We start from the raw sequence: 25,492 nt of genomic DNA on the forward strand, positions 1-25,492 counted from the left end.
CAATCCTATGGCTGGGAAAAGATCCAATTTGCCTCCTACACGCGACTGCAAAACTTGAACCAGATCCTGCTGCTGGCAATGTGTTTCCTATACTCTCTGAAAAAGTTTGCCTATCCACTATCTGCAGGCATTTCCCAGCATTATGTCCTATACCAACAAAACGTGGAGAAAGATCCATGACTTCGTCTATTATTGGCTGACCCTGCTGGTTGAAGTCTGCTTCAGTATGGTAACCCGGTACAAAATCAATCCGTTCAACGGAGTCTGGCTGGAAAAGCAACTACTGATCTTGCCTTTTTTAAAAAACGGGGGGGATGTGAACATGATTGAAATAAAGCTTGACAGATAACATGAACAGAGGAGCATGATTTTACTTAATGAACTTTGAAATGTGCATCAAGTGGCGATGACCAAGGAAGTCACGCAAAGAAAACATCACTCAGGAGCTAATCTAAATAAAACAAGAGAGATACGTGATGACTGATCTGAATGAAAGATCAAAATTGTATAGTAAGGATATCCTCCTTTCAATTGCTAAGGGAAAGCATTGTCCCCTTGCTGATAGATTTAATAGCGAATTAAATCATCGCAGCTTGTTAGATTTGTACGATTGCACTATAAACCATCTTGGTTTGTATTATAGAAATGATCTCTATTTCCGACATTTGATAACGCAGAAAATCTTTCTGTCTAATTATGTGTCTGGAGCGTCATACCTTCTAAGTGAGGTGCGGGCTGGCAATTCAATAGTAGATTTGGTCGTTTTGAATGAATCTTCAACAGTCTATGAAATTAAGTCGGATGTTGACAATCTAAAACGGCTATCAGATCAGTTATCTGACTATTTGCTAGTTTTTGATCAGGTGTACGTTGTCTTCGGAGAAAAGCACATCAAAAAAGTAATAAATTTGGATGATCGGGTTGGAATCTACACTGTTAACAATCAAAATGACCTTATAATGCTGAAACCAGCAAGAAGTAATAAAAGAAACGTTAACCCAAGAGTAATTTTTAAAACCTTACGAAAACCTGAGTATCTTTCTATTATTCATAGTCATTACGGAAAACTACCTTCAGTACCAAACACAAAAATTTATGCTGAATGTAATAAGTTGTTTAACCTATTGTCGCCTGAGGATGCACATGAAATGTTTGTTGAACAATTAAAGAAACGCGCCAAAAATCAGAGTTACCTAGTCGAGAGTCTGGCTAAGATTCCCAATTCCATAGTATATCCGGTTTTAATTTATAACTTTTCTAAAAGCATAACAGAACAACTGGTTAAAAATATATCTTGTAATAGGGGGTTATAATGTATTTACCATTGCTAAGAGGCAAGCAGTTTGAATTGTTAGCCATTCGCGAACTTGTTGCGGTATTGAATGGTAATCAACATGTTACGCCTATCATTGAGCCAGTTAGAGACAATCTTCTATCGATAAGAAAGTGCATGGATGTATATGAAGAAAAAAAATTGAATCTATTTGTGATTACGAATCCGATAGTGGGATATTTCACAGATTCAGACAAACACAAAGATTTAGCCACTGGCTTAACGATGGGTGATTATAAATATGTGAAGCCAGCCTACTATTTAGACTCAAACACAAGTAAAGCTGAAATCAATTCTCTGGTTAATTCATATAATAATAAACTTTGTTTTATACACCTTGATAAGGTTGCCGCCAATAACAAAGTAGAAGAAAATAGCATTGTAAAGATCATTAATAAGCGCAACAAAGAAGATTTGCATGTCTTTTTTCATGGACTATCAAGGAACTATATAAATGAAGTCATTGGTAAGGATTTTGATAAAGCCATTCTTAAAGATTGCTTTCCCAAAGAAGATCAGAATAAAAAGTACCCAATCGAAAACTCATTTTCAGACGAAATATTCTTTTTCAAAAGTGAGGGTCGATATGGCTTTAGCGATTATTCAATGATTGGGTCCGAATTTAGCGAATCTGGAGGACCAGCAGTAGCTGTCGCTATACATATCGTAATTGAGGATAAAAAAAACAAGGAATTGAGGATTAAACACTTTGTATCTGATAGAATAACTGGATTTGATGACCCTGCAGGAAAGTTTTTCGAAGCGCTTGAAAAACTGGTTGACTGGGCAAATAATCACGAACGTCAACATCTTAACACATTATCAATTAAAGAATTTATAAATCTATTTAATAAAGAACACTATCCAGGTTTAGGGTTTGTTAAGAAATTATCGCTTTTTCATCATATGGAATTATGTAACAAAGTAATCTCAGGAATTTGATTATGACTGTCTGTCAAGATTGTTTTAGTAATAAGCATTTACAACGTTATATTGAAGTATATGGAATTAAGAATTACTGTGAAACCTGCAAAAAAGCATCTAAGGTGTTGGAATTAAGTAGTCTCGAGGAGATATTCTCCAGAATAAAATCTGTTTATACCATAGATTCTAATGGGGCCTCATTTTTCGAGTCAATTCAAAGAGATTTAAATCTTTTTTCCCACGGAGAAAATGAGGCGAATAGAATACTGAATGAAGTGTACGGAAAAGAAGAATGGAATAAAATCCAAAGTGAACAATACTCTTTGAAACCTGCACCATCATTAGATGAAGAATGGGATGAGTTTACTGAATCTCTTAAACACGGGAATAGGTTTTTTACCCAAACAAATTTAAAGGATTATTTAGAAGCGGCTTTTAACCTATTGAGAGCCGAAACATCAGAAATACAATATCGAATTAATCCCGAAGTCAAGCTATATAGAGGTAGAATAAATCTGCCTAGAAAAAGGTATTATACAAAAAGTTTATACGCTCCACCCAAACAAAACACACCCGGAGGTAGAGCCAATCCTCAATGGATACCTTATCTATACTTAGCCGACAACGAAGTAACTGCAATAGCTGAATGCCGTCCGCAAATTGGCCAAACACTGTCTATTGGGTCCTTCATAATTGACACTCCGGTAAGTATTTTGAGATTTAAACTCCTTGATTTAATGGATGTGATCATCAGTTATGAAATAGGTCAAATCTCAGATATTGACGTATTATCGATTCGTGAATTCTTTTCTCTAATCTCTGGGAAACTAAGTCAACCAATTGATCCAAATATATCCGCTTTAGAATATATTCCAACTCAATATATTTGTGAGTATTTTAAATCGAAAGGTGTTCAGGGGATTGCCTATGCAAGTTCGATGACTGGAGGTACTAATATAGCACTTTTTGACCCGAGCATTGCACGTTGCTACACTAGCAAATGTTATAAGATCGATGATATCAACTATAAACATAACCGTGTAACTAAAAAATCTAAAGGCAATAAAGTAAGCGTTGATATGCTAACTGCATAATTATCTGCTGAATTGTATTGATAATTACCACATAATGACTATATCGGATTTTAAATCCTAAGTCTGATGATAGTTCTAAAGAAAGCCAATTATACAATATGGCTTCAGCTTAATTATTGTAGATAAGACTGATCCCCACTTTAACGTCATTACAGAGAAGGTTGGAATCCATTCTTTCATAACCCAATGATACTGATAACGTTAATAGTGTAAAACGTCATGCTATATCTCAGCTTTTGGTGAGGTGAAGGAACTCCGACCACTCTAATTGAACATGGGCCTTATCTTTTTCTCTTTTTCCTGAATCTGGGGGAGTTGTTTATCCATTTACCCTTTCACATTTGCCTCTTGTCTGCCTCCCGTTGAGTTCCCGTTTGACGGGCGGGAACTAAGCGGGAAGTGAATGGGATGTGAATGAGATGTGAATGAGATGGGGCAAAGGAGGAGTCAGGCTCAATTAATAGTGGGCAGCAAATGGGTATTCGTCACGGAAAAACGCGAAAAAAGAGAATGGGTCAGGGATAAATAGGATTCCGAACCTACGTTATTCCAAGGTTGGAATGACGTGGTTTTTTTGGGGGGCGGCGCTTCGGTGAGCGCCGCTACATGTGTAGAGGCGGTCGCTGTACCGCCTTTTTCCTTTTTTGCAAGGGGTTGTATGGTTGAGCCGAACATACGTCATCCCGGACGTCACTGAGCTCGCGAGGTGACTTTGATCCGGGATCCATGAATGGATGTACACTGGATTCCGGGTCAAGCCCGGAATGACACGGCTTGGGGTCTGGCCTGGTAACATCTCACGAACAACCCGCTTACATCTCCTTGCCGCGGTGGGAAGTAAGCGAATTGTTAAGGGGATGTTTACCGGACGCGCTTTAGATACTTTCTATAAATAGTGAGTAACAAAACGAGGGTCCGGAAAAAGAGAAAGAGAGAAAAGGAGAAAAAGTTGGCGTGGAGGCTGCCGTCGAGTGAGAAACGAGCATCGACGGCAGCAATGGATAATTTCCCAAATACTTCCTGTCGTCCACGCTCACTTCGTTCGCTGTACGCCAAGCCAAGTGCAGGAATGACGGTAACGATACCAGGATTTACCCTTGATAAATTGGTTTCTTCCTGGAGACCAAGCGGGATTTTCGCGAAAAAGATTGACGGAAAGCAGGCGATTGAGAGTATTGTTTATAACAAGACATGGAGGTTCCGATGATCAAGATGAGAACTCTGCTGCCAATGCTTCTGGTGCTAAGCCTGGGATTTGGCTGCGCCTGCAACAAGAAAAAGACCGACATCACGCCGGTGAGCGATGAAATGAACATCAGCCTGGGCGAACAGAACAACGCTTTCGCCTTCAACCTTTACGCCCTAGCCGATGAGCCCGGAAAAAACCTGTTCTATTCGCCCCACAGCATCACTTCCGCGCTGTCCATGGTCTATGGCGGCGCGCAAGGCAACACGGCCAAGCAGATGTCCAAAGCCATGAGCTTCAACCTTCCCGCGGAAGAGCAGCACAAGTCATATCTTTCACTGCAACAGTCTCTTAACGCGCTCGGCGAGAAAGGCAAGGCCGAGCTGAACGTGGCCAACGCCCTCTTTGGCTCCACCACCAATGAGAAGTTCATCAGGAAAGATTATCTGAAGCTGCTGCGCGAGTGCTATTTGAGCGACCTCTACAGCCTGGATTTCAGCGATTTCAGCGGCACGGCGAAATTCATCAACACCTGGGTGGAGGGAAAAACCAATGACCGGATCAAGAACCTGGTGACCGAAGATCACATCCGCGACAGCAACGAAGGCATGGTGCTGGTGAACGCCATCTATTTCAAAGGCTCCTGGCTCAATGAGTTCGAGCCCAAACTCACTGTGAAGGACAAGTTCTTTGTCTCCTCCACCGAGAGGACGGAGGAAAACAGCCGAAACGTGGAGATGATGACCGCCCGCGGGGACTATCGCTACGCGCAACTAGACGGCCTGCAGCTGCTGGAACTGCCCTACGCAGAGGAAGACCTGGCCATGCTGTTCGTGCTTCCCGACGAAATCAATGACATGGGCAAGCTCCTGAACCCCAAGAACTTCCAAGCCTGGAACAAATCCCTCGAGAAGCAGGAAGTGAAAATCTTCATCCCAAAATTCAAGTTTGACCTCACGCTGGAAGGTCTTTCCGACATGCTGAAAAAACTGGGCATGACCGATGCCTTCAACTCCAATCTGGCCAACTTCAACGGCATCATTCCGGATGACACAGGCCGCGGGCTCTTTATCCTGGACGTGATCCACAAAGCCTTCGTGGAAGTGAATGAGGAAGGCACAGAAGCCGCCGCCGCGACCGGAGTGGTGATGGCCACCAAAGCAGCCCTGGGACCGGACTCGACCCCGATCTTCCGCGCCGACAAACCCTTTGTTTACCTGCTGGTGCACAAACCCTCGAACACCGTGCTCTTCATGGGAAAAATGAACGAACCCCCGAAGATGTAACTTTACCTTCTCCAGTATATTGGCATACAAAAACGCGCCTCAGACGGGGCGCGTTTTTTTCAAGGCAAAAAAATGGCTCCGGAAGAGGGATTCGAACCCCCGGCCTAGTGGTTAACAGCCACCCGCTCTACCGCTGAGCTATTCCGGAACGCATCGTAAGGGGCAAAATCCTTGGGAGGGGAAATCTGTCAATGAAAATTATCCACCCCGGGGCAGGAGCCTGCTCTTGATAACTTAGGCAGACTCCTTGACTGCTAATAAACAGTATGGTATCATCGCCAATTGAGCCTGTTTTAGCCAACTTCTTCTATGCAAACAATTCTGCTGCCTTATCGGAAGAATCCCGGTCATGCCAGAGGGGACAGCGTCCAACCGTACTGGGCGGAAATCCAGTCCCGCGTCTGGCTATGGAACAGTAGCTTGAGCTCTGACCAGGCCGGCTGGTCCAGTTCTCCGGTCCATTCGTCCATGAAGATCTTTTTGAACTCAATGGCGAGGCAGATGAGCCGATCTGGATAGCGGGAATTAAGCCAACGGGACATGTATCCGCCGGTGAACTTCACATCCTGCCTACAATCCAGCGCTTTGTCCAAGTAGTCTTTGCCGTTGAGCATCTGGCAAAGGGCTTCCGCCGCGGGGTAGTGCTTCTGTAATAGGTTTCCGCGGCCGATGATAATATCGGGATTTTTATCCTGGGGGTCGGGTTCAGCGTTGGGCCCGCCGCGGCGGTGGTTGTAGCTGTGAATGTCCAGCACCACAAGAAAGGGGTGGAATTCCAGCATCCGGTCGATTTGGTATCGGAGGAGTTTATACCAGGAGGCGTAATCCTCGCGCAGCCTTGCCAAAACTGATTCCAGCACCGGTTCCGCGCGTACCGGCAGGCCCCAGCAGTCCTCTGGAGCAAGGTACACCGCCTTTTCCGAGTTGCGGTTCAGGTCGATGGCGAAGCGGGAGCTTTCAACAATAATGTGGTTGGGGAAAAGCGCAGCGATTTCGCCGGTGAAAGGGTCTTCCTCGCGGAGGCGGTCGGCTTCGCTGATGCCGCTGATAGCCAGCAGTTCCGGGGGCAGGTGATGGCCGTTGTGTATAGCCGTGGCCATCAGCGGCAAGTCGCTGTTGCCAAGCGTTATGGAAGATCTCAGCACCGGATCAGTTGTTTCCTCTTGGGGTTCCGGCGTCGATGCCGAAGGGCTCGTCCGAGCGGTGGTCCACCAGATTGGATTCCACTTTGAATCCCTGTTCCGGGGCGGCGTCTTTCTTGAACGTGTTCAGTAGAGTTACAGACTGGTTTTCTTTCCACGGAAAGTTGAAATGGTGGCCCTGTTCCCAGTAGGTGTAATCGGAGGGCATGTCCAGCCAGTTAGCCTGTACGCGGGTGTTCGTGAAAGCCTTGTAGTAGCCGGTGTTGTAGAGCACTCCGTTGCCTGGGATGGTGATGTCGTCCATGGTCTGGTCGGTCAGTCCGTAGTTCACGTAGAGGGGATGCAGGCCGTGATGGCCGGTATTGCGCATTTTCAGGAAAAAGAGGTCTTCATTGGTGATCAGGTAGGTGGTGTAGGAATCTCCGCTGATGTTGCGGGTGCGCGACCACTCCACCACCAGGCCGATCTGCTCGCCGCTTAAGCTCTTGCCGTGGGTTTCAGCTTCGTAATGATAGCTTCGGTCGTCCCGGGCGATTTCGAAAGTCACACTTTCCCCGGGGGCGATCACAGCCGAACCGTAACCGTCAACTTCCACACGGATATCGGTGTAGAGCATGTTTTCAAATCTGGCCAGAAAAGGGGTGTCAACCACATGGACGTGGCACGAAGCCAGCAGTAGCAGTGGCAACAGGCAGAGAAGCAAAGATTTCTTCATTTTGGACTCCTTGGCAGCCAAAATCCAAGCGTTCTATCAAGCGCTGGTTACAAGCTGCTCATTATAAATACTAGGCCGCGGGGCAAATCCTGTATCCGAATTTTCGGAATGTCTCAGTTGTATTTGCCCATGTAGGTTCCGGCGGTTTCCCTGGCCAGGTTCCTGATCCTGCCGATGTAAGCGGCGCGTTCGGTTACGCTTATCACGCCGCGGGCGTCCAGCAGATTGAAAGTGTGGGAACAGCGCAAAAGGTTGTCGTAGGCTGGGTACACCAGCTTTTTCTCCAGCAGCTTCCGGCATTCCTTTTCGTAGTCCTCGAAAAGTTTGAAAAGCAGGGCGGTGTCTGCTGCGTTGAAGTTGTAGTCGGAATATTCCTGCTCCTGGGCGAAAAAGTAATCCCCGTAAAGCAGCGTGTCGTTCCAGCGCAGTTGACGGTAGTCGTCCACGTTCTGAATGTACATCGCCAGGCGTTCCAAGCCGTAGGTGAGTTCCACGCTCACCGGGAAGCAATCGATGCCCGCAACCTGCTGGAAATATGTGAATTGACTTATCTCCATGCCGTCCAGCCAAACCTCCCATCCCAAGCCCCAGGCACCGAGGGTGGGGGATTCCCAGTCGTCTTCAACAAAGCGGATGTCGTGTTTGGCTATCTCGATGCCGATGGCCTCCAGGCTTCTCAGATAGAGGTTTTGGATGTCATCCGGACTGGGTTTGATGATCACCTGGAACTGGTAGTAGTGTTGAAGTCGGTTGGGATTTTCGCCGTAGCGGCCGTCCTTTGGACGGCGGCAGGGCTGGGCGTAAGCCACTGATACGGGTTTGGGACCCAGGGCGCCAAAAAAGGTTGAGGGATGGAAGGTGCCAGCCCCCATCTCGGTGTCGTATGGTTGCATCAGGCTGCAGCCTTGGCCTGCCCAGTAAGTTTGCAGGGTGAGGATGATATCCTGAAAGTTCATTTGCCTTCCCTCCCAAGTTGTTTGCATGAGCGCCTGATCTGATCCAGCGAGGAACGCAGGCCCCGCAGAAGCTGCTTTAGCTCATCCGGGTGCTTGATTTCTTGAGTTTGAGCCGTCGCAACAGGCCGGGCTGACCGTGAGGAACGGCGCTCCTCTTTCAGCTTCTGGCGCGCGCCTTCTATGGTGTAACGCTGGTTGTGCAACATGTCTTGGATTCTGCGAAGAAGTTCGATGTTTTCTTCAGAATACTTGCGTATGCGGCCTTCCTCCCGGCGCGGGCGCAGAAAGCTGAATTCACTTTCCCAATAGCGGATCACATAAGGTTTTACGCCCAGCAGGTTGCTCACCTCGCCGATGGTGTAAAAGTATTTTTTCATGGTTTGCCTCCCGGTTTTCTGATCCTGGCGGTCAGGGCCAGAATGGCCGCGAGCGCCACAAAGAGGAAGGGGTAGCGGTAAATTTTACGGATGAGGGGTATTTTGGGTGTGGTGTAGAGCGGCGCGGTGATTGTAGTAACCTCGTTCAGCCCGGTTTTGGCCAGGATTCTGCCTTTTGGGTCCACAACCATCGAGATTCCGGTGTTGGCGCTGCGGTAGATCTGGATCCTGTTTTCCACCGCACGGAAACGTGACATCATAGCATGAAGCCAGAGACCGTAGGAAGTGCCGAACCATGCGTCGTTGGTGATATTGGCCAGATAATCGCATTTGCTGTAACTTCCGCTGAGGCTGTCCCGCGGCATGGCCATGCGATGAAAGATCTCCGGAAAGGCCAGCTCGTAGCAGATGGAGGGGGAAAAGCTGTAGCCGCCGCTTTCATAAGTGACCAGCTTGGAGCCAAATTCCCAGTTAGCCTGGCCGAGGTTCACTTTCCACAAAAAGGGAAAAAGATGCAGCCAGAGCATGCGTTCACCCACCGGGACCAGGATATTCTTGAAATATAGCTCGTGGTCGAAATTGTTGCGCTGAAAGAGCGAGGCTGCGTTGTAGCTGCGGGTCCCCACAGGATGTGAAGGGTCGTAAACATAGTGCTGGAAGCCGGTGAACACATCCACCTGGGTGCTGTCGATCAAGGCACGAAGGTCTCTCCGAGCCCTGGAAACGCGGTCCAGATCGCCGATCATCGCCCCTTCCGGCCAGATCACCAGCCGAGCCGAATCGGCGACGGCTTTTTTGGTCAGGTCGCGAAAAATGGCCAGGGAAGCTTCATATTGCTCTGGCTCCCATTTCAGCACCTGCGGGATGGAGGGTTGTATCACATGGATGCAGGCATCATGCCGTTCCAGCTTCAGCCGGGTCTGGCAATGCCAGCCGTAGCCGAACCAAACGGCAAAGATCAGCAGCAAGGCGGCCAAAACCCCGATCTGTTTCTTTCCGAATGCCTCAGGCAGCTCCACAACCGATTGAGAGCGGTTCCGAAGCCTTTTTGGCAGGCAGGGGCAGAGTTGGAACAGCAACAAGTTCACACAGATAATGAGCACAGAGAGGCCCACCACTCCGATTAAGTCAGCCGCCTGGATCAGAACGCCATATTCCGCCAGGGAATAAGCCTGATTGAACCAGGGAAAGCGGGTTTCGCCGAAATTCTGGATGTACTCGAAGGTGATGAGGATGCTCAGAAAACCCACCCAGCGCCAGCGGGGCAGGGTCAGGAAGATTCGGTTGATGCCGTAAAACACAAGATAGTAGGCAAATATATAAACCAGCATCACTCCCGGCAAGGCTCCGGGATGCACGTAAAACAGCCAGTAAAAAACTATCCCGCAATAGACCACCGACATGATGAAACCCATGCGCAGCAGGTCTCGAGAACTGGCCTGGCCTCGTTCAAAAACCCTCAGCAACGGCAGCCAGGCGAAAAAAACCAGCCAGCCCAGATGCAGTGGCAGGCGTGACAGCGCCAGAAGCAGCGCGCTTAAGGCAGTCAGCAGCAAGTCATTGCGTTTCACCGCCTCTCCTTCCGTAAACCAGCCTGTCCATCCAGATCTCGTTCTCCCACAACACCGTAACCAGATCGCCCTGCACGGTGAGGGACAGCGGATTCTGGAGAACATTGCTAACACCCTCAACCCGGCCATAGCTAATCATATTGCCCACCCTGTCCAGGGCTCGGAACACCTTGGCCGAATATTCAAGCTGCCCCAGCAGTGAAAAGACCTGAGTGCTTTCCCGGTCCCGGTTTTGCGCCCATAGATAATCCTTGTTGCAGTCCAGGTTCTGAGGTTGGTCCAGTTCGAAACGCCCGAAGCGGTTGAATTCCCTGCCGTCAAGCGGTGAGTAACAGATGATCTCAGAGGGAGCGGCGTCATAAACGAAAAGCGTGCCATCCGGAGCCACGCAGAAAAGTTCAGGCTGGTTGAGCGTTTTCAGGCTGAATTCCGATATGAACATTCCCTCGGAACTGAATTTGCGGAGCAGTTTCCGGGCTGAATCCAAAGCCAGCAAACCGCCATCGGCATCCACGCCGATATCGCTGAGCCGCTGGAAGTTGCCACGCTCGAAGCCCAGTCCGCCAAGACTGTTTACCCGCTGCCCATCCACAAAGATGTCGATCTCCTGGCTGGAACGCACGTAGGCATAGACAGTTTTACCCATTGCATCACTGACGGCTTTGGTATAGACGCGGGCAACAGGAAACTCCGCCACCCTTTCCCGGCTGCTCTCCAGTTCAGGCCTGGCGGTCCTGTTTTCGGCGCAACCCGCCAGCAGTATGGCAAAGAGGATAAAAACGGAAAGGATTGTTGATTTGCGTAACATGGTATTCCTATTCAAGCAGGTGGAGGTCGCGCAGCTTGCCCTGGATGCTGGTCTTGGAGCCAAAGCGGTTGTATTCAAGAGTGTAGGCGATGTCCAACCTCGCGTTTTTTTTCAGCAGGCTGAGGTAGTCACCGAGGTTGTAGCCGATCAGGTCCAGCACTACGCCATCCTTAACCACCTTTAGTTTCAGATGGTTGCGCCCCACCGTGTATGGATAGCTTGCCACCATTACGTCTCTGGTAACCAACAGGGGCCTCTGATTCTCCGGGCCGAAGGGCGCGAAGCGCTCGATCCAGTCAAGCAGGAAGTTGCTGATGTCATAAAGCTCGATCTGGTTGTCGATCTCCAGCGGCAGATTCACCTGGCTGATCTGGTGATGTTCTGCAATGTAGCGGGCAAGCTCATTCTCGAAGCGATCGATGTACTCCTGGAGGATGGTGAAGCCCACAGCATATTTATGGCCGCCGAAGCTGTGCAGGTTGTGTCCGATGGCGCGCAGGGCACCGAAGAGGTCAAAATCCGCCATGCTGCGTCCGGAACCACTGCCAAAACCATCCTTGAAAGAGATCATTACCACCGGGCGGGAATACTTTTCCACCAGCTTGGAGGCTACGATGCCGATCACACCGGGATGCCAGTCGTCGGATGAGACCACGATGCAGGGCGCTGTGCTGATGTCCTTGTATTTCTTTTCGATGATGTCGCAAGCTTCATGGAAGGTTTTCTGGTCCTGCTGTTGACGCAGGGAGTTTTGCCTTTCGATGATCTCAGCCAGTTCCAAGCTACGTTCCTTCTTGCGGGAAATCAACAGTTCCACTGCAGTGGAGGCTGAGCCCATCCTGCCCGCGGCGTTGATTCGCGGCGCGATGCCAAACACGATGTCCGAGGCGTCCATATTCTTGGTGTTCAAACCTGATATCTGCACCAAGGCGTTCAGACCCAGATTTTTCTTGTCCACCAGATGCTGGAGCCCGATGTGGGCAAAAACGCGGTTTTCGCCTGTGAGGGGAACGATGTCCGCTATGGTGCCAACAGCCACGAGGTCCATGTATTTCAAGGTGTTTTCTTCATTGTCTATGCCCCGCCGGCGGTAGATGGCCATCAGCAGTTTGTAGGCCACGCCAACCCCGGCCAGATGGGCAAAGGGATAGGGACAGCCTGGCAGCTTGGGATTGATGATGGCAAAGGCGTCGGGAAGATCTTCCTTGGGATTGTGGTGATCGGTGATGATGATATCCATCCCGTGGGAGTTTATTGCCTCGATCTCTTCCAGGGCGTTAACGCCGCAATCCACGCTGATTATCAGCCCGGTGCCGCTTTCCTTGATCTGGTCGAGGCTGCCCAGAGACAAACCATAACCGTCGATCATGCGGTGCGGGATGTAAAAATCGATGATGGCGCCCAAACGCTGCAACCCCAGATAGAGCAAGGTGGTGGCTGTGGTGCCGTCAACGTCGTAATCTCCGTAGATGAGGATCTTCTCACCCCGGTCGATGGCGCTCAGGATGCGGTCGACAGCCTTGTCCATGTCCGGAAAGAGGAAGGGATCGTGCTGGTGACTCAACTTGGGGTTGAAGAAATCCTCGATCTGCTGGGAAGTGTTCAGCCCTTTACGGAAAAGGAGTTCAGCCACAAGCTGCGGACACTTCAACTGCTCCGTGAGAGCATCGATCTGTTGCTGTTGTTCAGGGGAAAACTCATCCTGGAACAGCCATTCCTTCTTCATTTAGCCACCATTATAGTATTCTCTTGTTTACCAGATAGTTGCGTATTGTTATTTAAATCTCAGGATTCGGAAATCCCATTCACCGGAACGGCAATCAAGGAGTTCCGGGGTACTTGGAGCAACTCTGGACAGGACTTCAATCTTGTAAAGGAAAAAGTTCCGGTTCCGCTTCCAGCGGCCTTTCCCAAGATCATCTGTTTTCAGAAACATGGACTGAGACAGATTGTCCAGTTCGTCAGAGACAGTCTCTGCCAAGTAATCAGAATCTACCTGCAATAGGTTAACCGCTAAGACAAGTCCTCCATATTGAGCCATGTTGACCGAACCAATGCAAATGAAAATCAGGCTGATTTGAGAAAAGGACTGATAATCTGCTTGACAGATGGGGAGCAAAAAGTAAATATGGACTCAAACATGAAGCATACAAGGGGATGGTTATGAACATTGATCTCAGCTTCAACGGCGACAGGGCGCTGATGGTCGTCGAAGGCTTTCTCAACAGCGACAATGCATCAGTCCTGCAGGCAAAGCTGGACGAGGTGCTGCAATCGGGCGCGCGTTATCTGGATATCGACCTGTTTGAATGCAAGAATATCAGTAGCACCGGCATCGGCAAATTGTTCCTTTTCTACAAAGATTTCATCGGCAAGGGCGGGGAGATTGAAGTGGTGCGCAGTTCGGACTCCATCTACGAACTGTTCAGCATGCTCAAGCTCAACCAACTTTTCAATATTAATCTGGAATGATTGTGCAAACCCACAGCATCCTTATAGTTGACGACAATCCGGAGCTCGCGAAGAGCCTGGGCAAGCTGCTGGCCGAGCACAATTATCGGGTGGAAACAGCCAGCCGCTGCAGTGACGCCCTCCGGAAGCTGCGCAGAAACCTATATGACATAGTGGTTTGTGATATTGATATGCCCGGTATGAACGGACTCGATCTTTTGGAAAAGATCCGCCAGGATGGTCGCGCTCAGTAAGTGATTCTGATGACAGGCTTTATGGAACAGGAACACTTTGTCCGCGCCATCCGCCTTGGCGCTTCCGATTTTATCAACAAACCGGTCGAAATCCAGCACCTGCTCAAATCCATTGAGATTATTACGGCTCGCCTCATTGACCGGCGCAACAAGGTCAACATGTTCAATAGCTTCGAACAGGCGGAGTTTTCCTGCGTTATCGATCCCCAAATGTATTCCGCGGCGGGCGTCACCAAAATTCTCAATCCCATCCTGCAAAAAAACTTGGAACTTCCCCACGACACCCTCAGCGACCTGCTCACCTGTACCGACGAAATGCTACAAAACGCTTTCATCCACGGAATTCTGGAACTCACAGATGAAGAGCGGTTGAGCGAGCATGACCAACTGTGCGAACTCATCCGCCGCAAGCTTCTCCAGCCGGAAATAGTCGGGCGCCGCATGCGTTTTTCCATGTGGATGGAGAAGGAAAAGGAAGCCATAGCTATCTGCGTGGAGGATGATGGCCCGGGCTTTGACTACGAGTCCTGGCTGAAACGATTGCGGGCGGATGACAACCTGAGCATGGAAGCTCATGGCCGGGGCCTGGCAATGCTGTATTTTCTTTCCGACCACTTGGAATTTGGGAACGGTGGCCGCAAAGTGATGATGCTGCGCAAACTCCAGCCCCGGAGGAACGCCCAGGCATGACCCTGGCATCCCTGTTGGAAAGTTTGCGGCCCGGGCTGCTGCCCTCCTCCGGTCTGGATTTCCTGCTGGCTGGATTGCTCGATTGTTCCGTTCCCGCTCTCAGGCTGCAACACAACAGGAAACTTGCCCCGCCTCAACAGGCTTCCATCCGCGACGCTCTCCTCCGGCTGGAGAAGGGGGAGCCGCCCCAATATATTTTGGGCAAAACCTGGTTTTACGGTTTGGAACTGAAGGTCGATCCCCGCGTTCTCATTCCCCGGCCGGAAACCGAAGGTCTGGTGAAACTCGCCCTTGAGCGCTTGAAACCTGAAGCCCGGGTGCTGGAGATCGGCACCGGAAGCGGCGCCATCGCCATTGCCTTGAAAAAAACCGGGCCAAACCTGAGCGTGATGGCCACGGATATCTCTTCCGCGGCGCTGGAACTGGCGCGGGACAACGCTTCCCGACACAACTGCGCCATAGATTTCGTAGAGGCGGACCTTTTCCCTCCTGGCGACTTCCGCTTTGACCTTGTTGTCAGCAATCCCCCCTATATCAGCGAAAAGGAATACTCGGAACTGGAACCCATGGTGCGGGATTATGAGCCGCGGCAGGCTCTGCTGGCAGCGGAAGAAGGCCTGGAATATTACCGCTACCTTTTTCCCGGTCTGCCCAACCATCTGAATGATGGAGGCCTGGCCCTCTTTGAACACGGAGCTTTGCAAAGACAGAGCATCATTGCCCTGGGGGCGGAAGCCGGCTTTGAATGCTGCCTGGCCAAAGATGACCTCGCCGGCCGGAACCGCTATCTGGGCTTTAGACTTAAACGAAATACAGAGAAATAGAGAATAAGGACACTAAATGGACAGATTCATCATTGAAGGCAACCGCGAACTGAGCGGCACCATCCAGGTGAGCGGGGCCAAAAATGCCATCCTGCCCGTGATGGCAGCCTGCCTCCTCGCTCCGGGCAAATCCGTGCTGCGCAACGTTCCCAACCTCATCGACCTTAAAACCATGGCCCACCTGCTGCGGGTGCTGGGAGCTCGCGTGGTCTATGAAAACGGCATGATGTCGATTGACTCACGAGATGTGAATTTCAACGAAGCGCCCTATGAACTGGTGAGCAAGATGCGCGCTTCAATCTATGTGCTGGGGCCGCTTTTGGCAAGATTGGGCGAGGCCCGGGTCTCATTTCCCGGAGGCTGCGCCATAGGCACCAGGCCTGTGGACCTGCATCTGCAAGCAATGGAAGCACTTGGAGCCAAAATTGAGATCGAACACGGCTACATCCACGCCACCGCCGACCGGCTCACCGGCGCGGACATCCATTTCGCTAAATCCTCTGTGGGAGCCACTATCAACGCCCTCATGGCCGCCGTCTTGGCCAGTGGCACCACCCGTATGTTCAATGCCGCCATGGAACCGGAGGTGGATTCCACCATCGAACTGCTCAACAAAATGGGCGCGAAAATTTCCGGTCAGGGCAGCACCACCCTCACCATCGAAGGCGTGAACGACCTCTTCCCTGTGGAAATGAGGATGATCTCCGACCGCATAGAAGCCGGCACCTTCCTCATCGCCGGAGCCCTCAGCACTAAGCCTGTCACCGTGGCAAACTGCCAGCCGGAGCATTTGGGCATCCTGCTGGAAAAACTGCGCTCCGCCGGCTGCGAAATCGATGTCCAAGCTTCCAACATCACCGTTGTCCCACCCCAGGTGATCAAACCTGTGGACATCCTAACCCTGCCCTATCCAGGCTTCCCCACCGACCTCCAGGCCCAGTTCACCGTGCTGATGGCGCTTGCCGAAGGCACCTGCTTCATCGAGGATACCATTTTCCCGGACCGCTTCATGCACGTTGCCGAACTCAACCGCCTCCAGGCCGACATCCGCATGGAACGCAACGTTGCCCATGTGAAAGGGGTCAAAGCCTTCAGCGGCGCTGAAGTGATGGCCACCGACCTGCGCGCCTCCGCGGCTCTTGTCCTAGCCGGTATGGTCGCCGAAGGCACCACCACCGTTTCCCGCATCTACCACATCGACCGAGGATACGACCGTATCGAGGAAAAACTCAATTCCATCGGGGCCCGCATCACCCGCGAAATGGCTTGATTGAACTGTCTATAAATCAGGTTCTCTTTCAGACCGGATTGGTTAACCCGGTTTAGAAGAGAGCCTGATTTATTTGTGGACTAAACTGCCCTCAACCTCAAATCTGACAATTCCCTGGCTCCCTTTCCCCGCACCTCAGTAGGGTAAATTAGCGAACCTATGAATTTGCCTTCGCAGGTCAGGTCCTTAGCGCTCGCTTCCGTTCCACTCCCACGCCTCCCGGATAATTCCCGCACCAAATGCGGCCATCGTGCGGAAGGCGAGACAGGGGCATGTGAACAAGGGCTAAGGACCAAACGCCCTCGCGGTCGCGGCCGGTATCCAGACCGGGCTGTTGCGATCACAGGAATCATCGGCTCAAGGGCAGGCTTGGATACGAAAAACACCCGCGGCGATGCGGGGGTTTGATATGGCTCAAATTCATTTATGGTGGGTACCCGTGATTCTGCTTTATCAACACTTCAGAGAAGCCTGGTATCCATTCTTTCTTAACCTAATGATAATAATATCAGTAATAGTGTTTATAGTCATGCTGTATCCAAGTCTGCGATCGGATGACGGCGTTTCTAACCACTCGGTTTGAAAGAGAGCCATATCTATCCCTGTTTTCTCCTTACCCTGGGGTTATGCCAAAGGTCTTATGGTGTCGGCAAGCGTGAACAGCTTTGGCTGGTCACTCCGGCAGGTGGTCCCAAAGCCCTTCATAGCTGTCCCATTTTCCGTTTTTGAGGGTGAGGGTGATGGTGCGCGCCCGGTTGCGCTGGTCCTCGGTCATCCACTGCGCCCAAAGCTGGCTTACCACATAATTGGCAATGGGTTGCGGCGCCGGCTCGTAACCCACCCAAAGGAATTTCCGTCCCAGGGAACGCAGCTTTTCAGCTAATCGGATGCTATTTTCCTGGTCGTGGTTGCCGATTAGAAAGATCTCGAAGCCGGTTGTGTCTGCCGGGGTTAGCAGCTCCGTAAGTTCGTAATAGACACCATCGTTCCAGCCGCGGGGGTAATCCTTCAGAAAGATCTCCACCGTGAGGCTGTCATCCAGGTCCAGATGTTTGGTTTGGAAAGCGGTCAGGCTGTCCGAGATCCGGTAAATGGCGGAAAGGTAGCATTCACCCTTGGGCACCTGGAAACTGAGGACCCCGTTGCCCTCGTCCTTTCCGGAATAGCCTTCCAGCCAGGCATAGTCGCCCTCGCGGATATCAGAGAGGATGAGCATAGCCCTTTCGTTCGATCCCAGAGGCGCGCCTGATTCGTCAGAAACAAGCACGGTCAGCTTCACTAATGCCTCCTGCTCATCGGGATCTATCTCCGGAGCACAGGTTTCCAAATCATAATAACCGCTGTCACCATCGTCAAATATGACCCCTATGTGCTTGCTCCGGAAGCCGGCATAGGCAGGAATTCCGTTGGCACGAGCCAGGCTGACAGCCATTAGCTTGTATTGGGCGTTGTTGAGATACTTTTGTCCGATGACGACATGGAGCGGCGGCATACCGCTTAAAGCCTTGTCGGGGTCTATCTTGTAGTTTCTCTTCAGCCAGCGCGCCGCCCGATTCAGACGTTCAAGCCGGGTTTCACCCTGTTGGTAAAATGAGCGGGGATAGAAGCTGGGTATCCCGTTCCGGAACCCCAGCGGTTGGGGCAGTTCTTCATAGCGGACAGAGGGAAAGATCAGCGACCCCATATCCTGGCCAATATTCTCATCATCTTCATATTTTAGGTAAGCATGATATACTGCTTCAATCTGGTCAGCGCTGGCCTGCCAGAGGAACTTAGGGTCCATGATGCCCCATTCTTCAGCCAAACAATCCTCGATAAACCCTTCGCAGGGATGGGGATAGCGGCGCAGGAACTCCAAAGCCCCGGCATAATTCCCCCGCGCGGCTTTGACAAATTCCGCGTTGAGTGAATCCGCCTGGGAAGCGGCGACCCTGGCCCAGCTTCGGTCGATGGCATTCCAGCGTTCCTTTTCCCGCTTCACGCCTTCGTTCCAGTCTTCCGGAGCCTGTTTCCATTCGAAGGGGTTGGAGGGATAGACAAGCCGGTCATCGCGGTCAGCCAGCGGCCCGGCTTTCAGCGTCAGGTCGCAGTTGATGAGCGTGCTGTCGCTGGAAGGGACCAGCTCCAAGGCCCGCTTCCCATCTTGCTCGGCGGCCAGGTAAAAGGCACCGCGGCCCACGGAGAAAGTTAATTTGCCTTCGGCATCCGTTTTGAGCCAGGCCAGCGGACGCAGGGCAGACCAGTTCACCACCATCACGCCGACCGAGGTATTCGGAAGCGGATTACCTTGCTCATCAAGGGTTTGGATGCTGAGAGAACGGGTGCGTTCCCCGGCATAGTTGCGGATGGAATTGATCACGCAATCGTATTTTCCGCGAATCAGGACCTCGTCGCTGGCTGCGGGCAGAGAGCCGTCGGCAAGGATCAGCACGGTCTTGTCGATGAGGCCGCTGAACCAGGTCTGGTCGGGCCAATAGGCGGCATCCATGTCTCCGGTATAGTGCCAGGCTCCGTCCAGCCAAACTTCTGCCCAGGCGTGATTGTTATCCTGATGCGGCCACCAGGGTGTGGAAGCCGGCCGCGAGGGCAATCCAACCGTTCTGGCGGCGGCCACGAAGAGGATTTGCATCTCCTCACAACGCCCTAACAGGCTTTTTTGGGTGATGTCGAGCGGGGTTTGGTCGCGTCCTGAGGTGGGTTGAAACTTGAGGCGGCCCACGCACCACTGGCTGACTTTTCTGTACAGGTCGATCTCATCCGTGCTGGACTCCATGATTTCACGCAGACCATCCCGGAGCAGGCCTTCGCGGTAAGCCTCTATGCGTTCGTCGGATACGGTTTGCTTGGCCACGTAGGAGAGGTAGAATTCCGGGTCCAGGCTGGTCCCGTGGGTATTGAGGAGGGCGCGTACATGCAGATAGTTCGACAGCACATCTGCCGGGCGGGCGATCTGGAGGTTGGCATCACTTTCATAGGCAAGCAGATAGGCCATCAGAACGTCGTCTTGTTCTTTCAGCAGACGCCGATATTCCTTCCTTTGATGGCGGTCCAACTTGGCAAGGTTGCCCAACGCTTTGGAGCGCAGGGTCTTATACAGCCCGGGGTTCCCCTTGGAGGTGAAGGCTGAAGGAAGAGCGGCCAGGCTTGCAATGGCACAGGCCAGAAAAACTATAAGCAGGGTGAAACGCTTGGCGTTCATCATTATTTACCTCTCAAACACGTTAATAAAAAATCGGGATTATAGCATAAAATCCAATCGGCCATCCCGACAACTCCGCGGAACAAGGATCATTGGACCCGTTGGAATTTCAAAATGCTCCAGCAGGCTATTCAGCCAGTTTTAGCATCTTGCCGCTGAGGGAGTTCTCACCAGCGCTGAACCGCCAGAAATAGAGCCCGGATGAAACCATTTCTCCCCGGGTATCGCATCCGTCCCAGAGCAGTTCATGGGCTCCAGCCGTCAAAGTCAAGTAACTGCGGGAGTATACCTTCTGCCCCCGAATGTTGTAGATCTCCAGCCTGGCAGCAGAGGCCTTGGGCAGTTCTACCTGAAGGGTCATCCCGGCGGTGAAAGGATTGGGAAAGGGCCTTGCGGACAGCTCTGGAGCAGGAACTTGGGGATCGTTGGCGCCCGTGGGCAGGTAATCTATCACGCCCAGGCGGTCAAGGATGGTGCCCAGCAGGAAGCGGAAATCGCTGGAGTAGGGTGGGGTGTCGTCCACATCGGCCAAGGCAAAGGACGAAGCGACGGTGGCATAGTTGTCTTTAACGTTCAGTATGGCAACCGGATGGTCAGGATGCTGAAGGTTTTGAGTGCTGATGAAAACCTCCGAGGATGAGTTCGTGGGCATCAGTATCTGGGTATGGGGTTCAGCCTGGGCGTCATAGCCCCAAGTGTAGGTGTGACCGGCCTGGGTGGTGGTGAGGTCTTCGATGTAGGCAAAGTTTTCCAGGGATGCCTGGATGGCGAATTTTCCCCAGAAGGGGTCTTGGGAGTCCCAGCTTACATCACCTTCCAGATAGAGCTTGCCGCCGCTGTTCAGATAGGAATTCAGCAGGGCGTAATCCAGCGAATCAGGGTTCAGGACATAGGCTGTGTCGCCCCAGCCGAAGAGGCAGAAGACCGCCTCGAACTGGTTGATATAGTCATGATCCGGGATTAGCTTATCGGTGTACACCACATTGAAATGGGCGAGGTCGAGCGCTTCGACGATGGGCAGGCCGTCCTGGTGAGAGGGTTCATAGACCAGTATCTCGCCATTGCTGTAGTTCTGCTGGCCGATGTAGCCGATGGCGGGATCGCCGTAAAGCAGATAGGTATAGACATTTTGCAGTTCCGGCCAGATGATCCCGCCGGCATCGACGGGGTCGCCGAAGAGGTAATACTGGCAGTGGGTGAGGTTGGCAAAGGCCTGGGCGGCACCGACCGTCATGCCGTTGCTGGCGATGTTTTCCAGCCAGTGGTAATTGTAGGAGCTGAGCCCGCCCCAGCCGGGATTGGCCCAGCCGATCTTGTACCAGCCGGTCCTGGTGGCAGCGGTGACGGCAACGGCCTTTTTCTGTAGGGCGTATTCAGCCAGGCATGGCTGGTAGCTGTCTATCGCGCCGTTGTAGCAGGAGGCAGCGAAAACGACCATGCCGTCGGGGTTGGCAAGGTTGTCAAAGCTCTGGCGGTCCACCATGCCCATCCAGTTCATTTCCCAGGAATCGGGCAGGCCGTTGTTGTTGTCATCGTTCATCCAGACCTTGCGGGAAGAGGATCCCGAAGAGCCGTGGGCGCTCCAGTTGAGCAGCCCGTAGCTGTTTGTATTCAACTCGTTTTTGAGCAGGTCGTAATCCAGATCAATATCACAAGGATAGGAAGGCAGGAAACCATATCGCTCATACATTGTGGTACAATCATAATCGCTGAGGATGGTCTGGCGGGCTAACTCCATAAAGGTCGCGCCATCGGTTTGCAGATAGATGGTTTCCGGCTCGCCGCCGTAGTTCAGATAAGCAGCTGGCAGCAGGGCTTTCCGCATCCAGGGTGCATTGGTTTGTTCGTAAGCCACGGTGCGCGCGGCGATCTGGGCCACGGTAACGGGACTGTTGTTGGAAATGCGGCCCACAAAAACTTCCGGGGTAAAATCACAGAGAAAGTCCTGGATTCCCTCGCCAGAGGAATATTCTCCCAAACGGCCGTCGGAATCGGTATCCACAATGCTGCTCAGGTCGCCGTAGAAGAAATCCGAGGCCACAGTCTCGCTACCGTCCGGCTCGGGAGTGAGATACATCACCGGAACTTTGTCGTAATCGCCCACCAGCAGCAGATAGGAAAAGGGATTGCTGTGATACTGGGCAATAAGGTGGTTGCGCAGCTTTTCGCCAGCTGTGGCGCCGGGGCTGGAATTGAGGATGGTGTTGATATCCGCGAAAGCGGTGATAAGGCCCTGCCCCTGGCGGTAAGTTTCCAGCGGGGCAATCGCAGTGTAAAGCTCCGGGGTGGAGACGATCAGATAGTCGTAGTTTTTGGCAGAGCTGGGAACGTAATACTTGTTCAGGTCCTGGGGATTGACGAAGAAATCAGCAGGTTCATATCCTTTTTTGGCAAGCTGTTGCCAGACCGGAGGCAGTGTTTTTGAGGCAGTTTCTGCGGGCTGCTCCCAACTGAGGTCAAGCCGAAGTTGCTGCCAGGCCCGCCATTCAGCTCCAGTATGCGTGGCCGGAAGAACTGAAAAGCTGGCGTAAGCCACTTCGCCCCAATGGCCGATGCCCTTGTAGACAACCCTGGCAGCATCTGGTAAGGAGGCTGGGCCGGCGATAACACGTTCTCCGTCTGTAAAAGGCGGATTCAGAAAGGGAGGCGGAGAGGGAATGCTTTTAAGGCCGGTGAACTGATAACTGAAAGTGAGGTTGGCAGCCTCCGGGGGCAGGACAATGTTCACTGTCTTGACAGGCAGGCGTGGAGAGCCGGGTGCGGTGAGGACTCCCCATCCGGCAGGGAGTTCATCGGTGCCGGGCGTGAGTGCGGAAAGGTCGAGTGAAACAGAGAGTTGCTGTGCCGGGAGCAGCAACGGTAAGCAGAGCAAGAAAATGATCGGAAAAAGCTTAGTCACCTGAATCCTCCTGGGGTGGTTTGTCCTTGCGGAATTGAGGCTTGTTCGGTTTCACAGCCTTGCTGATGGCTCGGCGGAAGCGCTTCTTTTTATCCTTGTTCATCTTTTCCGTGGCATACTGGATCACGAGGCGGGGCGCGGTATCCTTGTTGGCAAAAAGGAAATCCTCCACTTCGCGGGAATGCACTTTCCAGAGCTCGCGCAGGAACCAGCCCACGCCCTGCTGAACTGGCCGGGTATTGTCCTGCATCAGGGGCTGGATGAATTCCAGCAATTGCTCCACAGGTCGGTGGCTGCGCAGATAAAGCAAGGTGACAGCAGCAACACGGCGGGTCCATTTGCTGGGAGAAAAGCGCCAGGGCTCGAAATCCGCGAGGTCTACCAAATTCAGCTCCAGCAGCACGGGAGTGAGTTTGGTGCCGATCACATCAGCATGTGCCCAGTTCTCCACCACATCGTCCAAGGTGCGTTTGAGCTGGTCAAAGACGCTGCGGTCGAAGCGGGGTCGGTGTTTTTTAAGCAGCATCAGGGCCAGCGAGCCGAATTCGTATTTACCGGTGGCGAAAAGGTGGTAAGCGAGTTCCGCCAGCTCGGGAACGCTGGGTTCAAAGCGTTCCAGCAGTTGGTCTCGGAGCTCGCGAAGCTCGTCCTCTTTGATGCCAAAAGCGTCGTAACCCTCTGTGAAGTAGCGGGCGTTCTTGTTCACCAGGGCGGGATTTTCATGGGCGAAGAAATAGGCTTCGCAGAATTTGAAGATCTCCTGCTGACGGGGATCGAGCTCGGTTCTTGCCGTTAAAAGTGTCATAGCTTACCTCTATTAAACTGGGTCCGCCAGGCAGATAGAGCACCGGCGGCATATAGCGAATGCTTATTCTGGTTTGTCTTCGGTATCCTGCCCGGCCGGGAGGGAGCGTTCATAACCTCTGCCCCTGCCTGTGACGAGCACATGCCAGCGGTTGAACATCTGGCGGAAACGCCAAAGCATTGTTTTGGTCGGATTCAGTTGGGCGAGCATCTTGGCGATGAACATTTCCCAGTTCGTGGTCTCGTGACTGCGAAAGAATCCAGTGGCCTCCATGACATCAAGCATGTAGGCTTTCATTTTGTCAAGTTCAATTCCGCTCACGGCTTTGATCCGGGCGCTTTTTTCTCCTCCACGGCTTAGTTCCCAAAGGGCAATGGTCACGGCCTGGGCGAGGTTGATGGAGGGAAAGGCCGGATTGGCCGGAATGTGGCAGCGGAGGGGGCAGAGGGCTGCTTCGGCGTCTGTGAGGCCAAAAGTTTCTCGGCCGAAGACCAGGCCAATCTCCAGTTGGGGGATTTTCGTGCAATAATCCGCCATCTGGGGCGGGTTGAGGTCCGCCGGCTTGAGTTTGCCAAGGCGGCGGGAAAAGGCGATGACGCGATCCAGATCAGTCACAGCCTCTGCCAGGGTGGGAAAGACCAAAGCATTTTCCAGCAAGTGTTCTGAATGCATGGCCAGGTAAAAATCGTTCTTGCTGGGCACAGCGCCCACGATCCGCAGCCCTGTGAAACCGAAGTTGTGCATAATCCTGGCCACGGCGCCCACATTTCCCTCATAGATAGGCTCCACCAGGATTACGTGGATCATATGTCCTTGATCAGTTTGCCCAGTTTGTGCCCTAATTGCACCACAGCCGGGTCGGAATCGGATTTCCAGCCTTTCACAACGCGTTGGGAAATGCTCACGAACTCCTGGGCCTTGTCGCGCATGTTCTTCTGGGAAAAGATACTGGTGAGTTTTTTGAGGGTGGCCCAGATGGTGCGGGCACGCGTTTCATCGCCTTCCAGCAGCCAGCGGCGAATGCTGGCATAGGTTTGCAGCGGGCGTTGGCGGCCCACCTGCACCAGGATGTGGCTTATCTTTTTCTGCACTTCCTCATCCTCGTCATCCAGCAGACGGCTGATGAAGGTAAGCACATACTGGGGGCTGCGGGAAGCGATGTTTTCCATGCCGTGGAGCGACATCTCGCGCTTTTTGGGATTTTCGGATGTGGACCAGCGGGGCATGTATTCCTGCATCACCTCGGGAGCCTTTTTCCACATCTCGAAACAGATGGTCTCGCTTTCCCAGGGCACGGTTTCGCAGGTTTTGTCCAGGGTTTGGGCGATGATGGCGGGCTCGGACTGGTGGCGGTAGTAAAAATAGAAGAGGGCGGTGGCGCGGATGCCGTAGAGATTATGCTCCAGCATATCGCCGCAGATGCGTTCCAGCTTGCCCTTGCCTTCATAAACGGCCAGGCGTTTGCCCAATTCTTCACGCACGAAGTAGTTTTGGGTGTTGGCCATATCAAATATCTGACGTTCCGCTATGCCGTTGTTGCCCTTGTCCAGATTCTTGAAAATCTTGTCCACATGAGCGTCCATGATTTTATAGTCGTCCAGATTCAGACGTCCCATCTTTTTGATCATAATGGTATGCTCCAAAATCCCGGTGGGGGATGGTATGTTTCTCTGAGGTGCAAAAAATGTTACAATATGCCTTGATTCCG

At 51.9% G+C, this 25,492-nt stretch carries 21 protein-coding genes and 1 tRNA gene; 9 read left to right on the forward strand and 13 right to left on the reverse strand.

What is annotated here, in order from left to right; translation table 11 throughout:
- The first annotated feature begins 476 nt into the window (after nucleotides 1–476).
- From GX466_07090 to GX466_07105, 4 genes are all read left to right on the forward strand, one after another.
- The gene (locus tag GX466_07090; GenBank protein ID NLH93967.1) at nucleotides 477–1,313 is read left to right on the forward strand and encodes a sce7726 family protein; all 837 of its coding nucleotides are present in this window, start codon (nucleotides 477–479) and stop codon (nucleotides 1,311–1,313) included.
- Nucleotides 1,313–2,275 (forward strand): sce7725 family protein, encoded by a 963-nt coding sequence (locus GX466_07095; GenBank protein ID NLH93968.1) that lies wholly within the window; start codon nucleotides 1,313–1,315, stop codon nucleotides 2,273–2,275. The genes GX466_07090 and GX466_07095 overlap by 1 nt, the downstream gene beginning before the upstream one ends.
- A 2-nt stretch (nucleotides 2,276–2,277) precedes the next feature.
- Nucleotides 2,278–3,351, forward strand: a complete 1,074-nt coding sequence (locus tag GX466_07100; protein ID NLH93969.1) for an RES domain-containing protein — start codon at nucleotides 2,278–2,280, stop codon at nucleotides 3,349–3,351.
- 1,203 nt (nucleotides 3,352–4,554) lie between these two features.
- Nucleotides 4,555–5,823 carry a serpin family protein gene (locus tag GX466_07105; protein NLH93970.1) on the forward strand — a complete coding sequence of 423 codons (1,269 nt, stop codon included), beginning with the start codon at nucleotides 4,555–4,557 and terminating at the stop codon, nucleotides 5,821–5,823.
- 73 nt (nucleotides 5,824–5,896) lie between these two features.
- Here the strand turns inward: GX466_07105 and GX466_07110 are convergent.
- From GX466_07110 to recJ, 8 genes are all read right to left on the reverse strand, one after another.
- A tRNA-Asn gene (locus GX466_07110) sits at nucleotides 5,897–5,971 on the reverse strand.
- A 199-nt stretch (nucleotides 5,972–6,170) separates the two neighbouring features.
- Nucleotides 6,171–6,968, reverse strand: a complete 798-nt coding sequence (locus GX466_07115) for an N-formylglutamate amidohydrolase (protein ID NLH93971.1) — start codon at nucleotides 6,966–6,968, stop codon at nucleotides 6,171–6,173.
- A gap of 4 nt (nucleotides 6,969–6,972) precedes the next feature.
- The gene (locus GX466_07120) at nucleotides 6,973–7,680 is read right to left on the reverse strand and encodes a hypothetical protein (GenBank protein NLH93972.1); all 708 of its coding nucleotides are present in this window, start codon (nucleotides 7,678–7,680) and stop codon (nucleotides 6,973–6,975) included.
- 113 nt (nucleotides 7,681–7,793) lie between these two features.
- Nucleotides 7,794–8,636 carry a glycine--tRNA ligase subunit alpha gene (locus GX466_07125; GenBank protein ID NLH93973.1) on the reverse strand — a complete coding sequence of 281 codons (843 nt, stop codon included), beginning with the start codon at nucleotides 8,634–8,636 and terminating at the stop codon, nucleotides 7,794–7,796.
- A complete protein-coding gene (locus GX466_07130) occupies nucleotides 8,633–9,013 on the reverse strand; it encodes a MerR family transcriptional regulator (GenBank protein NLH93974.1) in 381 nt (126 codons plus the stop codon). The genes GX466_07125 and GX466_07130 overlap by 4 nt, the downstream gene beginning before the upstream one ends.
- The gene (gene lnt / locus GX466_07135; GenBank protein NLH93975.1) at nucleotides 9,010–10,689 is read right to left on the reverse strand and encodes an apolipoprotein N-acyltransferase; all 1,680 of its coding nucleotides are present in this window, start codon (nucleotides 10,687–10,689) and stop codon (nucleotides 9,010–9,012) included. Before lnt ends, GX466_07130 begins: the two co-directional genes overlap by 4 nt.
- The gene (locus GX466_07140; protein NLH93976.1) at nucleotides 10,571–11,392 is read right to left on the reverse strand and encodes a hypothetical protein; all 822 of its coding nucleotides are present in this window, start codon (nucleotides 11,390–11,392) and stop codon (nucleotides 10,571–10,573) included. The genes lnt and GX466_07140 overlap by 119 nt, the downstream gene beginning before the upstream one ends.
- A gap of 7 nt (nucleotides 11,393–11,399) precedes the next feature.
- Complete coding sequence (recJ, locus tag GX466_07145) at nucleotides 11,400–13,118, reverse strand: single-stranded-DNA-specific exonuclease RecJ (GenBank protein NLH93977.1); 1,719 nt, start codon at nucleotides 13,116–13,118, stop codon at nucleotides 11,400–11,402.
- Nucleotides 13,119–13,555: 437 nt separating this feature from the next.
- Between recJ and GX466_07150 the strand changes: the two genes are divergently transcribed.
- The 5 genes from GX466_07150 to murA are packed head-to-tail and all read left to right on the forward strand — an operon-like array spanning nucleotide 13,556 to nucleotide 16,881.
- On the forward strand, nucleotides 13,556–13,864 hold the full coding sequence (locus GX466_07150; protein NLH93978.1) for an STAS domain-containing protein: 309 nt from the start codon (nucleotides 13,556–13,558) through the stop codon (nucleotides 13,862–13,864).
- A gap of 2 nt (nucleotides 13,865–13,866) precedes the next feature.
- Nucleotides 13,867–14,097: a response regulator gene (locus GX466_07155; GenBank protein ID NLH93979.1), complete on the forward strand. Its 231-nt coding sequence runs from the start codon at nucleotides 13,867–13,869 to the stop codon at nucleotides 14,095–14,097.
- Between the two features lie 9 nt (nucleotides 14,098–14,106).
- Nucleotides 14,107–14,787 carry a hypothetical protein gene (locus tag GX466_07160; protein NLH93980.1) on the forward strand — a complete coding sequence of 227 codons (681 nt, stop codon included), beginning with the start codon at nucleotides 14,107–14,109 and terminating at the stop codon, nucleotides 14,785–14,787.
- Nucleotides 14,784–15,611: a peptide chain release factor N(5)-glutamine methyltransferase gene (gene prmC / locus GX466_07165; protein ID NLH93981.1), complete on the forward strand. Its 828-nt coding sequence runs from the start codon at nucleotides 14,784–14,786 to the stop codon at nucleotides 15,609–15,611. Before GX466_07160 ends, prmC begins: the two co-directional genes overlap by 4 nt.
- 16 nt (nucleotides 15,612–15,627) lie before the next feature.
- Complete coding sequence (gene murA / locus GX466_07170) at nucleotides 15,628–16,881, forward strand: UDP-N-acetylglucosamine 1-carboxyvinyltransferase (GenBank protein NLH93982.1); 1,254 nt, start codon at nucleotides 15,628–15,630, stop codon at nucleotides 16,879–16,881.
- Nucleotides 16,882–17,554: 673 nt separating this feature from the next.
- Here the strand turns inward: murA and GX466_07175 are convergent.
- The 5 genes from GX466_07175 to GX466_07195 all read right to left on the reverse strand — a co-directional run bounded on the left by GX466_07175 (nucleotide 17,555) and on the right by GX466_07195 (nucleotide 25,412).
- Nucleotides 17,555–20,080 (reverse strand): transglutaminase domain-containing protein, encoded by a 2,526-nt coding sequence (locus GX466_07175; GenBank protein NLH93983.1) that lies wholly within the window; start codon nucleotides 20,078–20,080, stop codon nucleotides 17,555–17,557.
- Between the two features lie 127 nt (nucleotides 20,081–20,207).
- Nucleotides 20,208–22,979 (reverse strand): T9SS type A sorting domain-containing protein, encoded by a 2,772-nt coding sequence (locus GX466_07180; protein ID NLH93984.1) that lies wholly within the window; start codon nucleotides 22,977–22,979, stop codon nucleotides 20,208–20,210.
- The gene (locus GX466_07185) at nucleotides 22,972–23,784 is read right to left on the reverse strand and encodes a DNA alkylation repair protein (GenBank protein NLH93985.1); all 813 of its coding nucleotides are present in this window, start codon (nucleotides 23,782–23,784) and stop codon (nucleotides 22,972–22,974) included. The genes GX466_07180 and GX466_07185 overlap by 8 nt, the downstream gene beginning before the upstream one ends.
- A gap of 63 nt (nucleotides 23,785–23,847) precedes the next feature.
- Nucleotides 23,848–24,591, reverse strand: coding sequence for an RNA methyltransferase (locus GX466_07190; GenBank protein NLH93986.1), 744 nt, complete (start codon nucleotides 24,589–24,591; stop codon nucleotides 23,848–23,850).
- Nucleotides 24,588–25,412 (reverse strand): hypothetical protein, encoded by an 825-nt coding sequence (locus GX466_07195; protein ID NLH93987.1) that lies wholly within the window; start codon nucleotides 25,410–25,412, stop codon nucleotides 24,588–24,590. Before GX466_07195 ends, GX466_07190 begins: the two co-directional genes overlap by 4 nt.
- Nucleotides 25,413–25,492 lie beyond the last annotated feature (80 nt).

It is taken from the genome of Candidatus Cloacimonadota bacterium (assembly GCA_012516855.1).
Taxonomy (GTDB): domain Bacteria; phylum Cloacimonadota; class Cloacimonadia; order Cloacimonadales; family Cloacimonadaceae; genus Syntrophosphaera.